The sequence below is a fragment of the Gillisia marina genome, from assembly GCF_000258765.1.
GTDB classification, from domain to species: Bacteria; Bacteroidota; Bacteroidia; order Flavobacteriales; family Flavobacteriaceae; genus Gillisia; species Gillisia marina.
Map to the genome: position 1 here is coordinate 1 of NZ_AJLT01000021.1, position 13,958 is coordinate 13,958.

Annotated in this window: 14 protein-coding genes and 1 pseudogene; 4 read left to right on the forward strand and 11 right to left on the reverse strand. The window is 33.7% G+C overall.

All coding sequences use genetic code 11. The features are described from left to right. Nucleotides 1-336: 336 nt before the first annotated feature. The 7 genes and pseudogenes from ON07_RS06515 to ON07_RS06540 form a co-directional block, all read right to left on the reverse strand. Entirely contained in the window at nucleotides 337-1,068 is a 732-nt protein-coding gene (locus ON07_RS06515) for a DUF4369 domain-containing protein (protein ID WP_010229243.1), read from the reverse strand. Nucleotides 1,069-1,121: 53 nt separating this feature from the next. Further along, nucleotides 1,122-2,386, reverse strand: a pseudogene (locus ON07_RS14755) (DUF819 family protein). Nucleotides 2,387-2,551: 165 nt separating this feature from the next. After that, nucleotides 2,552-3,370: a Cof-type HAD-IIB family hydrolase gene (locus ON07_RS06525; RefSeq protein WP_010229245.1), complete on the reverse strand. Its 819-nt coding sequence runs from the start codon at nucleotides 3,368-3,370 to the stop codon at nucleotides 2,552-2,554. Then, nucleotides 3,371-3,538 carry a hypothetical protein gene (locus ON07_RS16190; RefSeq protein ID WP_010229249.1) on the reverse strand — a complete coding sequence of 56 codons (168 nt, stop codon included), beginning with the start codon at nucleotides 3,536-3,538 and terminating at the stop codon, nucleotides 3,371-3,373. Nucleotide 3,539: 1 nt separating this feature from the next. Beyond that, on the reverse strand, nucleotides 3,540-4,472 hold the full coding sequence (locus ON07_RS06530; RefSeq protein ID WP_010229251.1) for an alpha/beta hydrolase: 933 nt from the start codon (nucleotides 4,470-4,472) through the stop codon (nucleotides 3,540-3,542). A gap of 224 nt (nucleotides 4,473-4,696) precedes the next feature. Continuing rightward, complete coding sequence (locus ON07_RS06535) at nucleotides 4,697-4,975, reverse strand: hypothetical protein (protein ID WP_010229257.1); 279 nt, start codon at nucleotides 4,973-4,975, stop codon at nucleotides 4,697-4,699. Nucleotide 4,976: 1 nt separating this feature from the next. Next, nucleotides 4,977-5,840 carry an SPFH domain-containing protein gene (locus ON07_RS06540; protein WP_010229259.1) on the reverse strand — a complete coding sequence of 288 codons (864 nt, stop codon included), beginning with the start codon at nucleotides 5,838-5,840 and terminating at the stop codon, nucleotides 4,977-4,979. Between the two features lie 124 nt (nucleotides 5,841-5,964). Between ON07_RS06540 and ON07_RS06545 the strand changes: the two genes are divergently transcribed. Beyond that, nucleotides 5,965-6,747: a S1/P1 nuclease gene (locus ON07_RS06545; RefSeq protein ID WP_029331607.1), complete on the forward strand. Its 783-nt coding sequence runs from the start codon at nucleotides 5,965-5,967 to the stop codon at nucleotides 6,745-6,747. A 103-nt stretch (nucleotides 6,748-6,850) separates the two neighbouring features. On the opposite strand, the gene ON07_RS06550 is transcribed toward ON07_RS06545, so the two are convergent. Together ON07_RS06550 and ON07_RS06555 are read right to left on the reverse strand one after the other, a co-directional pair. Further along, nucleotides 6,851-7,447: an alpha-ketoglutarate-dependent dioxygenase AlkB family protein gene (locus ON07_RS06550; RefSeq protein WP_010229263.1), complete on the reverse strand. Its 597-nt coding sequence runs from the start codon at nucleotides 7,445-7,447 to the stop codon at nucleotides 6,851-6,853. 1 nt (nucleotide 7,448) lies between these two features. Next, a complete protein-coding gene (locus ON07_RS06555) occupies nucleotides 7,449-7,802 on the reverse strand; it encodes a DoxX family protein (protein ID WP_010229265.1) in 354 nt (117 codons plus the stop codon). Between the two features lie 178 nt (nucleotides 7,803-7,980). On the opposite strand from ON07_RS06555, the gene ON07_RS17030 reads away from it, so the two are divergent. Further along, a complete protein-coding gene (locus tag ON07_RS17030; protein WP_010229266.1) occupies nucleotides 7,981-8,172 on the forward strand; it encodes a hypothetical protein in 192 nt (63 codons plus the stop codon). A gap of 135 nt (nucleotides 8,173-8,307) precedes the next feature. Next, nucleotides 8,308-10,194 carry a tetratricopeptide repeat-containing hybrid sensor histidine kinase/response regulator gene (locus tag ON07_RS06565; protein WP_010229267.1) on the forward strand — a complete coding sequence of 629 codons (1,887 nt, stop codon included), beginning with the start codon at nucleotides 8,308-8,310 and terminating at the stop codon, nucleotides 10,192-10,194. A gap of 1 nt (nucleotide 10,195) precedes the next feature. On the opposite strand, the gene ON07_RS06570 is transcribed toward ON07_RS06565, so the two are convergent. Together ON07_RS06570 and htpG are read right to left on the reverse strand one after the other, a co-directional pair. Further along, nucleotides 10,196-11,029: a DUF6503 family protein gene (locus ON07_RS06570; protein ID WP_010229270.1), complete on the reverse strand. Its 834-nt coding sequence runs from the start codon at nucleotides 11,027-11,029 to the stop codon at nucleotides 10,196-10,198. 120 nt (nucleotides 11,030-11,149) lie between these two features. After that, the gene (htpG, locus tag ON07_RS06575) at nucleotides 11,150-13,036 is read right to left on the reverse strand and encodes a molecular chaperone HtpG (RefSeq protein WP_010229273.1); all 1,887 of its coding nucleotides are present in this window, start codon (nucleotides 13,034-13,036) and stop codon (nucleotides 11,150-11,152) included. A gap of 217 nt (nucleotides 13,037-13,253) precedes the next feature. Between htpG and ON07_RS06580 the strand changes: the two genes are divergently transcribed. Then, nucleotides 13,254-13,919, forward strand: a complete 666-nt coding sequence (locus ON07_RS06580; protein ID WP_029331608.1) for a TetR family transcriptional regulator C-terminal domain-containing protein — start codon at nucleotides 13,254-13,256, stop codon at nucleotides 13,917-13,919. The last annotated feature ends 39 nt before the right edge of the window (nucleotides 13,920-13,958 follow it).

Sequence of the window (13,958 nt, forward strand, 5' to 3'; positions counted from 1 at the left end):
TTTTTTATTTTACTTATGTTTGGGCGAGAAGCCTGTCTCGAGCGAAGTCGAAGGAAGTCAGTCTATCGGCTCTAAAGTAAAAAAAACCTCCAACTAAGAGAGTTTTTTTTTGTTTAAGGATTTATGAGATTCTTACTTAACTACATTAGTTTGTAAGTGTTCTTAGCACTTCAATTTTAGTGCTTGAAACAATAAGAATTTGAAAGTTATACTCCGGATACTATTTGTTTTAGTTTACTTGTAGAACTTGAATGGGAGTAAGGCAATTAATAAGAATAGAAATAAAAAAAGGCTCCACTTTTTAAGTGGAGCCTTTTACTTTAAGAAAATTGAGTTTTACTGAGCTTCTACTTTTTCTTCAAGCTTTTCATTTTTTCTTCGAACCTTTAAGAAAGATTTTAATTCTTTTCCGTATTTAGATTTTCTAACTTCTGGAGTAAGAGAAGTATAAATAGTATCTAGATATTTAATGTTTGCATCAAACACTTCAGATAATGCTAGATAAGGAGCAATCTCCAAATCTTTGTTATTCATAGCGTAATTAACAGTGTATAAATATTTTCTAGTTAAAAGTTTATCGAAATCTTGATTGGTAGAAAGAATCAATTCTTCATTTTCATCACGTTGCGCTTCAAAATTCTTTTGAATTAATTCTAAATTCTTGTCATTAAAGCGCTGCATCATCTTTCGGTATTCCATCAATTTTTCCTGATTTGCAGAACCTACTACCTTCGCATCGACTTCAAAATTCTTTAAGGTAGTATTAATCGTCACTTCGCCTTCTTCAGCAAAAAACTCGATACGATCATTATAAACTGTGTTGTCTACCTTATCTAAAAATAGATACATAATTTGAGGACTTTTTAAATAATCGCTTAATTCAAAATTTGCATCCCCATCTATCTTTACAGAATCTACGTTGATCAATAAGGTATCTTCAATTTTTTGTAAATAAATGGTTCCCTTTTTTAATCCTTTTACTTGGCCTTTAACAAGTAGGTTATTTTCTTTATCGGAACATGCGGCAATACTCAGGATAATGAGTAATAAAAAGCTAATCTTTTTCATCAATTTCTGTTGGAATGTTGGTGGGCAAATATCTTATTAATTTTCATTTTATACTAACTCCCGGCAGCCATTTGCATAAGAATTGTACACAAAATTGCACCATAGGTTCCAACCACATATCCAAATACAGCCAATAGCACTCCTACAGTAGCTAACGAGGGATGAAACGCAGCAGCAACTACCGGTGCACTTGCCGCACCACCAACGTTCGCCTGGCTTCCAACCGCCAAGAAGAAATATGGAGCTTTTATCAATTTTGCAACTAATATTAATAATCCCGCATGAATTGTCATCCATACCAAACCTATCGCTATTAAACCGGGATTTTCAAAAACCATCTTTAGATCCATTTTCATTCCAATGGTCGCTACAAGTATATATATAAATACGCTTCCTATCTTACTTGCTCCGGCACCTTCATAAGACTTAAATTTCGTGAATGAAAGTAGTATCCCAATTGCAGTTGCAATAGAAATCATCCAGAAAAAAGAGGAGGAAAAGGAGGATAAGGCACTTTTATTATCTGTAAAAACTTCAAAGTTGGCTGATAGATAAGCTGAAATTCCATCTGCTCCCCAATGGGCAATCCCCACCGCTCCAAAGGCGAGTGCTAAGAGGATCATGATATCTGCAAGCGATGGATTTCTGGTAACTCCTTCGGCATAAGCGGCCACTTTATTTTTAAGATTTACAATGGCAGAATCATCTGCACCAAGCCATTTATCGATTTTTTCATTTCTACCAATTCCAAATAAGATAATTGCCATCCAAAGATTTGCTACTACAATATCCACCAAAACCATCCCGCCGTAAAGATCTGGATTGTATTCGTAGATTTCTAGCATCGCTGCTTGGTTGGCTCCACCGCCTATCCAGCTTCCAGCCAGGTAGATAGTCCTCTCCAAACTGCATCTGGCCCAATGCCTCCAACAGTTTCCGGAGATACAATGGAGATTAGAAGGATTGCTATAGGTCCACCTATGATTATTCCAATAGTCCCGGTAAAGAACATGATTAATGCCTTAGGTCCTAAATTAAAAATAGCTTTTAAGTCTATACTTAAGGTCATTAATACCAAAGAAGCCGGTAACAAATACCTACTGGCTATATAGTAGAGTTGTGAGGTTTCATCTGAAATTATATTCAAAGAATTGAATATTGCCGGAATTAAGTAGCACATTAAAAGTGCAGGAACTATAGAATAGAATTTTTTCCAAAACCCTTCTTCCTTTGATGATGTTAAAAAGACAAAGCCTAAGGAGACCATTAATATTCCTAATACAATGGCATCGTTAGTAAATAGGGGAGCATTTTCCATGAATTATTTTATTTGCCCGCCAAAATACAATTTTTATCCCTCATTGAGGGGTAAAATATTTAAGTCTATTGTTGAAGATCTAAATGGTTTTTCCTCCCAATAATAATCGGGAGATACCTCATTAGTATGTATTGAGATTCTTAATTTTGGACAAGAGAATAAAGTTTACCAACTCTCTAACGGGATTAATTGTTTTAAGCTTTGAGCCACACCATCTTCAATACTTAATGCTGTGATATGATTTGCAACAAGTTTAGCCTCTTCTCTCGCATTTCCAACGGCAACACCAAAGCCAACATGGTTTAGCATTTCTACATCATTATAATTATCCCCATAAGCGATTACATCACTAAGGTCAAGATTAAAATGATGATTCAATAGAAATTTAATTGCTGTAAGTTTTGAAATGCTTTTTGGAGAAATTTCCAAATAGGTGTTTTTGGATCGGTATAAATGAAGCTCATTAGAATGCTCTTTGGAAAGAAAATCTACAATTTGATCTATTTGATCCTCTTCGCCCATGGCCATGATTTTATGAGCGCCTTTGTTCTCAGCACTCCATTTTGTAATAACCTCGTCACCTATTTTTACTACTGGTGAAATCTTGGTGTTATTCTCTTCCCGTTTAGCCCAAAAATCCATGGAGGGAACATACCATTCGTCGTTGTGATATAAGCTTAAATGACAGTTTAAGCTAGCATTCCAATCTGTCAAGTTTTTAATAATAGAAACTGGAATCTCCGTGGTACTTACAACTTGATCGTTTACTAGTATTAATCCGCCATTATAACTTATAATGGGAAGCTCTTCTATCGCTAATTCTTTCTGAAGATGCCGCATGGCTGCCGGCATTCTAGCTGAAATGAGAATAAAAGGAATTTTATTTTTTAATTTTTTTATTTCTGAAATTGTTGAAGGAGATAACTGGCGTTCTTTATTTAGTAAAGTGCCATCTATATCTGAAAAAACTATTTTGTACTTCATTTAATTTTCTTCTTTCTTTTTGGGTTGCCTTTTGGCTTCCTTTAATGCTTTAGAAAGCATCCATTCTATCTGTCCATTAGTACTTCGGAAATCATCCGAAGCCCATTTCTCGATAGCTTTTAGCATATCTTCATTTAGCCGTAAGGCAAATGCTTTCTTTTTACTCATTTTATTTAACGGACTTTATAAAATCGACCAAATTCGGAATTAATTCGGGGTGCAATGGTCTGTTAGGTTCGTTGTAAGCCTTTGTGTTCTCTAAGTCGTCTCCTTCAATTTTTCTGAAGATATGATTCATCTTATCCAAAATCACTAGTTCAGCTTTCGGATTAGCTTCTGTCAATAAATTGGCTTCAGTAGTGTCTACTTGAATATCGAAACTTCCATTTATAATAAGAATAGGCATATCTAATTTTGCAATTTCTTCCCTAGGATCATATTTCATCCAGGATTTTAAAAATGGCTGCACACTTGGTCTAAATATAGATTGAAGCAGGGGGCTGTAATTTGAGGTTTTTCCTCGTTCTTGAATTTCTTGAAAGGCATCTTTTGCATTTTCAGATAATTCCGGAGATTGCTTTGCTAATTGATCGATTACAATTTTATCTATACTTCTTCCGGGACCGGCAAGAGAAATAAATGCATCGGCTTTATTGGCTGCAGCAATCATTCCTATTAAAGATCCTTCGCTATGACCGGCAATAATAATATTTTCGAAGCTGTCTTGTGCTTTAAAATGATCTAAAATAGCACTAACATCTTCTATAAAATCTTCAAAGCTGAGCTCTTCTTCACGAATTTTATATTTATTCATTTTAAAGATGCGTTTGTCGAACCTATATGAAGCAATACCATTTTTCGCAAGTTCTCTTGCAATAATCTTGGAGCCATCGTTTTTCATCATAAAGCCATTCCCATTTCTATCTGTAGGGCCCGAACCTTGAATTAAAATAACAAGGTCTGGATGCTCGGTACTTGCGGGGGTGGTTAAAGTACCATCAATAAACTTATTGACGGACACTTCACTTTCCATAATGGAATCATTTTGAGAAAACCCAAAACTGAAGGTCAATACTGTTAATATTATTAAATAGTTTTTCATGATTTTAGTGAGGGTTTATTGCCTAATTTTTTCTGCATATCTTTTTAAAACTCGTTCTACATCTTGAGGTTTTTGAGTTCCAATTAAAAATTTCTTTTTCTCTTTGGTTACAATTTGGATGCCATATTTGCCTGATACATTATAGGCTTTCGCTTCACCCAAGCCTCTAACTCCCCAACCGCCATATTCTGTTAATGGGGAATATTTTCTAACATATACTTTTTCTATCTGAGACCATAAATACTTTTTTCTAAAAAAAGGGAACGGATAAAAATAAGCCTAATTCCTATGGCATCTATATTTGTTCTTAATTCTAATATAAAAATGCAGCCTAAAATTAGTATCACTATTAAAACCGTAAGAATTGAGGAAGTGTTAGTTGCAATATAGCTAAAGCCATCTGTTTCATAGTAGGCATTTATACTAACTCCTATTAAAGGAATAGCCATAATAGCGATTAACCACCACTGGCTGAATTTTTGTTTTTCCTCAAAAATTCTCATACTAATGATTCAAAGTTCCTGCGTTAACAATTGGGGATGCATCTTTATCTCCACAAAGGATAACCATTAAATTACTAACCATAGCGGCTCTGCGCTCATCGTCCAAGTGCACAATGTTTTTCTTGCCTAATTCATCCAAAGCCATTTCCACCATACTTACGGCTCCCTCAACAATTTTATGTCTGGCAGCAACAATGGCAGTTGCTTGTTGACGTTTTAGCATAGCACTCGCAATTTCGTGAGCATAAGCTAGATAACCAATTCGTGCTTCTAAAACTTCGATACCTGCAATATCTAAGCGTTCTTCCAATTCTTTCTCCAATGCTATACTTACTTCATTTACGCTAGAGCGAAGTGTAATATCTTCTTCCAGACCTTCATCTGCAAAATTATCATAAGGATACATACTTGCAAGTTTTCTTACCGCTGCATCTGTTTGTACCACCACAAAATTTTCAAAATTATCTACATCAAACGAAGCTTTAAAAGTATCCTTTACCCTCCATACAAGAATAGTACTAATCATGATTGGGTTTCCAAGCTTATCATTTACTTTTAATCGTTCACTGTCAAAATTTCTTGCTCTAAGTGAGATCTTAGTTTTGGTAAAAAAAGGATTAACCCAAAAAAGGCCGTTATTTTTTACGGTGCCTTTATATTTTCCAAAAAGTAATAATACTCTGGATTCATTTGGATTTACTAAAATTAATCCCGGAATAAGAGAAAGAGTTATCAGAATCAATAAAATGAATAAGGGCATCTTCATCATAATAAGGCCCGTAACACCTATAATTAAGAAAAGAACTATAAGCGAGAGCATTACATAGCCATTGGAAGGAGTGGTGATTTTTTCGTTGGTATCCATATTAGTATAATTAAAAGTGATATTAAAATGATATCATAAATGTATTGTATTAAATTGTAATATCCTAATCAAATATTAACAATTGGATTATTCTAGGATGTATATATTTGTAAAAAATGATTTTATGAAACAATTATTAGTGTTTGCCTGTTTTTTATTTATTATTTCAACCGGATTTGCAGGAGAAAATGATTGGGGCCAAACTGGGCACAGAGCCACAGCAGAAATCGCACAATCTCACCTTAGTAAGAGTGCCAAAAAAGAGATCGCCAAATTATTAAATGGCAGAAGCCTTGCATTTGTATCTACTTTTGGCGATGAGATTAAAAGTGACTCTAAATATAGAAAATACAGTCCTTGGCATTATGTGAATTTGCCTGAAGGTGCGACTAAATATATGGCTGAAGATGCTAATCCCGACGGAGATTTACTAATGGCATTAAGAAAATGCGTGGAAGTATTAAAGGATAAGAATTCACCTAATGAAGAAAAAGAATTTTACTTAAAAATGTTGGTTCATTTTATGGGAGACCTACACCAGCCATTACATGCTGGTAGAGGTGAAGACAAAGGAGGGAACGATATACAGGTAGGGTGGTTTGGCGATGGTACGAATCTTCATAGAGTTTGGGATAGCGAAATGATCGATTCTTATGATATGAGTTATTCAGAAATGGCAGATAATACCTATAATCTTTCAAAAGAAGCTAGACAAAATATTGCTGCCGGAACTTTTGAGGATTGGATGTACGAATCCAAGGCATTAAGCACAAGAGTTTATGCTTCTGCGGAAGTTGGTGAAAAACTAAGTTATAGATATATGTACGATTGGTTTCCAGTGGTTGGAGAACAACTTCAAAAAGGAGGAATTAGACTTGCTCAGGTATTAAATGAGATTTTCGATTAGGCTAATCTTTTTGAAACTTTATTATTAGAAATATTTTCAGAGTCGGCTGCTTTTAAAGCGGCCGATTTTGTTTCTGCTTAATTATTGATGGTAGATAAATGAGTTAATAAATAGTTCTAAAAGTAAGGTTAATTCGTGGTTCGATATTCTTTTTTGTTTTTGGTAACTGATGTTTCCAGAATTCCTGAGTTTGGCCTTTCATAATTAGTAAACTTCCGTGGGCTAGCTGGATTGTCTGTTTTAACGTCGGATTTTTTTTATGCTTAAGCTGAAAATTTCTGATTGCACCGAGACTTAATGAGGCAATTATTGGATTCGTACCTAATTCTTTTTCATCATCTGCATGCCAGCCCATACTGTCATTTCCATCTCTGTAAAGATTTGCTAAACAATGAGTAAAAGTGTTCCCGGTAAGTTTTGCAATTTCAGCATGTATAATTTCGAGCTCATTAGTAAAGATTGTTGGTTTCAATTTAAGCCCTGAATAGGAGTAAGTCTCAGAATTTAAAGCATATAATGCTGTTAATCGAGGTTGCGGAATTGTTTTTCCAAATAATTTAATTGAATATTGTTCCCATTTTAAGGTATTTAAAAGTTTTTTTAAGTAGTAATCAGCTAATTCAGCATCTAAAAAATTTGGATAATATTCCAGATTCGCATTTGGAAGAGTGATTTCTTCGTGAATAAAACTTGAATTCATTTTAAAGATAGAAATAGGCCCACCATATTAAAACAAATTGTAATGGTAAGCGAAGGATTAATGCCCAAACAGGTATTCCTGCAGCTGCTTTTTTGGAGCTTAGCATATAAAAATGGACTAGTAAGAAAATTAGCAACATTAATATTATTCCGTAAATAGCCAGCGTTTTAGTTGCTGTAATAACTAGCCCGATGCCTAATAAGATTTCGGCAGCCCCACTTAAATACACTAATAATTTATGTTGAGGCAAATACCTAGGCATAATTCGCAGATAAGCTTTAGGTTTTAGGAAATGAAAGATTCCGGCTAGAATGTACATTCCAGCCATGAGTAAAAAATGCCAAGGATAAATCATTAATTATAGATTTGAATCATTATAATATTATTCTCAAATTAAATAAAATGTTGATTAAAACCAGTTGCTTTTAAGAAATTCATTTTTAAATCATAATTTTTTTTCAATTTTTTTGCCTAATTAATTAGAATAGAGTAACTTCCCGCCCCTGTTTCGTTTCACTTAACCGTCGTTATATTTGAAAAAAAATTACTTTTTTCTATTATTTTTTGTCTTTATCGCTGGAAATTTGCTTTCTCAGGAGAAATCCTATGAAGATAAATATCTGGATTCTCTTCGCAATGTAACCTCAGACCATTTAGATAAATATGAATATAAGGAATCTATAGAAGTAGCCATGCTATTGCTTGAAGAGTCCAAAAAAAAGTGAGAATGATTATTATAAGTATCATTCTAATAATATTTTAGGCATGAGCTATGCGACTTACAAGATACTATTCATTCAAGAAAATATTATGAGAACGCCTTAAATATAGCTTTAAAATTAAAGAATGATACGCTGCTGTTGACGTCTTATAACAATCTAGGTAATATCTATTCTGAAGATCAGAACACTACGCAGATTGGAATAGATTATTATAATAAGACAATTGCTTTAGCTAAAAAAATGAAACTTGATGCTAGGCTTTTAGCTCCCACAGCTAATATTGCTTGGACTTATTTAGATAATGGGTTGTATAATAAAGCTCTCCCTTATTTAAATAAGACTTGGAAATTGATGGGTGATAGGGATGATAATTTTACTAGAGCTCAACTCCTTACTTTAATGGGTCGCTATTATATGGGAGTAAATGAATTGGAAGAAGCACAATCTCATTTTGAAGAAGCAATTCAGATGGTTGAAAAAGACACCTTGATCCTTGAGGCTACCTTAGTTTATAAGGAATATGCTCAACTGCTTTCAAAACAAGGAAATTACAAGGAGGGCTTTAATGCTTTAGAGAAATTCCAAAAATATAATTCTCAAATTTTTGAAAGACAAAGATTGTCAGATATTGCATCAGCTAACGTCAAATTTGATGTAATCCAATATCAAAAAGATCTGGAAATTGCTAGGAAAGAGCAGTTATACAAAGATGGCTTGATAGAGAAGTCTCAGGAGCGTATGTATGTTATGATTATTGCTTCGATTGTTCTAATTGTTATTATAATTCTAGTTTACCGTATAAATCTTTCCAGAAGAACCTTGATTAATGAATTAAGTGAAAAGAATAAAGAGTTAATAGCAGCAAAAGAAGAAGCCGAAAGGCTTACAATGCTCAAAACAAAGTTCTTTTCTACTATAAGTCATGAGTTGAGAACTCCGCTTTATGGTGTAATTGGACTTACCTCCATATTAATGGATGATGAGTCGCTGCATAAACATGAAGATGATCTTAAATCCCTAAAATTTTCGGCGGATTATTTATTAGCACTAATCAATGATGTGCTTCAAATGAATAAGATGGAATCTAATTTGTTGGATCTAGAGCCAATGCCATTTAATTTGAATGAGTTAATGAGAAGTATTGTGAAATCCTTCGAATTTACCAGACTTCAAAATAAAAATTCTATTCATTTAGAATTATGCAAGGATGCAAATGCTAATTTGGTAGGAGATAAGGTGAGGCTTTCACAAATTTTGATGAACCTTGTGGGGAATGCCATGAAATTCACGGAGCGTGGAGATATTTGGATTAAAACTCAACTTATTGAAAGCTCAGAGAAACGTTCTAAAATCTATTTTGAAATTAAGGATAATGGCTCGGGGATTTCTAAGCATAATCAAGAACTAATTTTCGAAGAATTTTCTCAATTACAATCTTCTAACTATAATTACCAGGGAACAGGTCTCGGTTTGCCTATTGTTAAAAAGCTATTGATCTTATTTAATTCTGAAGTCAACTTAGTTAGTGAAGAAGGAGAAGGTTCTACGTTTAGCTTTACGATTGAATTTGATAATGGAGAAGTTCCTAAAGATAATTTAGAAGTGGAATTACAAAATCAGGCCTTGAGTTTGCAATCTCTCATGGCCTCAGGAGAAAAGCGAATTTTAGTAGTGGATGATAATAGAATTAATCAAGTTGTTACTAAAAGAATACTGGAACAGCAGCAATTCGTAGTAGATATTTGCGATAATGGGATAGATGCTATAGAAAGGGTAAAACTACATCCTTTTGAATTGGTATTAATGGATGTAAATATGCCTGGGATCTCAGGTTTGGAAGCAACAAAAAGGATACGTGAGTTTAATAAAAACCTTCCAATTATAGCATTAACAGCTATGGAAATAGATGAAATAAGAGAGGAGATCTTCGAAGCTGGACTAAATGATATTATTGTTAAACCATATGATACAGCTAGATTTTATCAAGTAATCTTCAAAAATCTCCCTTCTCAAATTTTAAATTAAATTACTCTTTCTCTATAACCTTAGAGTCTTCTGGTTTTTCGAAAAGTTTATCTTCAGCATTAAAAAATACAATATTGCTTAATGTGGCTTCTCCTAACTTATCTCCAAAGCCATCTTTTAAATTCCAATCATGGAAAGACCACTTTGTGGCAACAGGAACTCCATCTATAACTTTATAATCTGAATATACAATGGCGTGCGGATTTTCTTCTGCTTTCTTCTGATCTCCGCTACCATAGGTAACAATATAACCCGCGGCATGTAATAAACCCGTTTCTCTTTCTTGATACACTACATACCAATCATCTGGCGCATCTCCAATGTTTTCCCCAAAGGTTAGTTTTCCAACATCGTAGGTGTTGTTATCCATTTCTACAGATTCTAATTGTTCCCAATTTGTTCCAGGATCTGTTAATTTAAAAGGTAGCGCAAAGAAATACTGCCATGTAAACATATCGAATCTAGCACCTTTAGCATCAGCATTTGCAGGGCATAGAAACACTTGTTCTCCATCATAGATCAACTGCGTATTATTGTTTTTATCTACGCGAACTTTTGAAGAATTTGTAAGGCTAGTAACTTTTCCATTCAATCTTTCCTGTCCGCCAAAGCTTAGGGAAATATCAAAAGAAACAGCCTTTTTGGCATTCCAGTCTTCTTTATTATGAGCACTTTCTATTCCTTGTGCAAATGCCACCTCGGGAGAAACAGCTCCATTGCCAATTCCGCCATCTGGTTCGGTCATTATAATTTCCTCGTTATTTTTTTCGCTCTTTTGTTCCTCTTTACAGCTTATTATTGTGAGGATAGAGAGTAGCAGAATTAGATTTTTCATAATTAGTTTTTTGTTTAGGTCTATAAAATTACGAAAGCTTTCATTAAAGCGTAAAAAAAAACCGTCTAGTCGTAATTATACGAACTAAACGGTTCCATTCTAACAAAGTTGAAAAAGTGCTTATTTCACCATTTCAAAACTTCTTTTTATAAATGCCGTTAACTCTTCACCTTTTAATAGGTTTTGGGATAATCTGGCTAAGTCTAAAGACTGCTTAATTAAACGCTCTTGTTTCTTCTCTGTTTTCGTGTTTAATATTTCAGAAATTAACTCATGGTTGGTATTTACCACCAAATTGTACATTTCTGGCATATTGCCCATTCCAAACATTCCACCGCCACCGGTTTGCTGCATCTCCTTCATTCTTCTCATGAATTCAGGTTGCGTGATGATTAGCGGAGAAGCATTGCTATCCATAGATTCTAACTGAACAGTATATTTTCCTTGTGGAATCACCTTTTCGAAATCTGCTTTTAATTTCTCCTTTTCTTCTTCAGAAAGTTTAGAGATTTTATCGTCTTCTTTCTTGATTAAATTATCAATCTGATCTCCATCTACACGAACAAAAGAAATCTTCTCTTTACTTGTTTCTAATTTCTGAATTAAATGCGAAACAATTGGAGAATCTAATAATAGCACTTGGTAACCTTTTTCTTTTGCAGCTTCAATATAACTGTGCTGCGCATCGGTATTAGATGCATAAAGAATAATTAGATTTCCATCCTTATCTGTTTGAGAATCTTTAATTTTCTCCTGAAGCTCTTCAAAAGTGAAATAAGTATTATCTACAGTTGGGTATAGTGCAAATTTATCAGCTTTTTCAAAGAATTTATCTTCAGAAAGCATTCCGTATTCAATCACAATTTTGATATCGTTCCATTTCTTTTCGAAATCTTCACGATTATTATTGAAAAGAGATTTCAACTTATCGGCAACCTTACGAGTAATGTAACTGGAGATTTTCTTTACAGCACCATCTGCTTGAAGATAAGATCTGGAAACATTCAACGGAATATCCGGAGAATCTATTACCCCACGTAACATTGTTAAGAATTCCGGTACGATCCCTTCAACATTGTCTGTTACATACACTTGATTTTGATACAATTGGATCTTATCCTTTTGCATATTCATATCCTGACCCATTTTTGGGAAATATAAAATCCCGGTAAGGTTAAAAGGATAATCTACATTAAGGTGAATATGGAACAACGGATCTTCAAATTGCATTGGGTATAATTCCCTGTAAAATCCTTTATAATCTTCATCTTCCAAATCGGCTGGTTGCTTTGTCCAAGCCGGAGTTGGATTGTTGATAATGTTATCTACTTCTTTAGTCTCTGGCTTTGCATCTTTCTCTGCATCCTCCGGAAGTGGTAATTCTTCTTCTTTTGTACCGAATTTAATTGGCACAGGCATAAACTTATTATACTTAACTAAAAGTTCTTGAATTCTTCCTTCTTCCAAAAATTGTTTATCCTCATCATTTATATGAAGAATGATCTCTGTTCCTCGTTCAGTTTTATCTGAAGCTTCTAAAGTGAATTCCGTAGTCCCTTCACAAATCCAGTGAGCAGCAGGCTCGTCTTTATAAGACTTAGTGATGATCTCTACTTTATTTGCAACCATAAAGGCAGAATAGAAACCAAGACCAAAATGTCCTATAATTCCGCTATCCTTAGCAGAATCTTTATATTTTTCAAGAAATTCTTCAGCACCAGAAAAGGCAACTTCGTTTATGTATTTTTCAACCTCATCTTTGGTCATCCCAATTCCTTGGTCAATTACATGAAGCGTATTGTTTTCCTTGTTTATTTTAACCTCGATCTTCGGGTCTCCGTAAGCAACATCTATCTCACCAATACTAGTAAGATGCTTCAATTTTAATGTAGCATCTGTTGCGTTAGAAATTAATTCTCTTAAAAAGATCTCATGATCACTGTATAAAAACTTCTTTATTAACGGAAAAATGTTTTCTACAGATACATTAATGTTTCCTTTAGCCATATATCAAAAATTTATTGAATTATTACTTTCCACTTTACAGTCAAAAAAAATACCAAGACCGATGCGCTGACAAACTGACACTTGTAATGAGTATTTTCCAATTACGTCTAAAGATTATTGGCAATTTGATGACAATGAAGATTTAACAAATATTTCTGTTTAATATTTGAGCGTAAAGATTAAACAATTTGTATCTTTGGAAAAGAAAGAAAGAATTATGGCAACGAAAAAGCAACCACAAGAAAAGAAGTTTAGTAAAGAGATCTTAATTGGGCTTTATATGAATTACGTTTTAGAGCATGAACAAATGCCTAAAAGTGTTTATAAGTTCGCAAAAGAGCATAAGATCACAGAAGATCAGTTCTACGAATATTTTGGAAGTTTTGAAGGATTGAGAAAAGGAGTCTGGAATCAGTTTTTCGTAAATACTATGGAAGTAATGCATAAAAGTCTCGAGTTCGAAGCTTTTAGTCCTAGAGAAAAATTACTCACTTTTTATTATACCTTTTTTGAATTATTAACTGCCAATAGAAGTTATGTGCTGTTAACTCTAAATGAACATCCAGATAAATTTAAAAATTTAGAGCAGTTAAAAGAATTGCGAAAAGATATTAAAGGCTACGCAAAGGAATTGATTTCTGAAGGGAATGAATCTAAAAACGTAGAAATCCTTAAACAATCTGAGACAATCTTTTCTGAAGCAACTTGGGTTCAGTTTTTATTTATTTTGAAATTTTGGTTGGATGACAATTCTGCAAAATTTGAAAGTACCGATGTTGCAATAGAAAAATCTGTAAATACTATATTTGACCTTTTTGATAGTACTCCACTAGAGCGGGTAATAGATCTTGGAAAATTTCTATGGAAAGAAAAAATGAACTAAATAGTTTTTAATAATCATTCAGGTGTGGTACCCTACAAT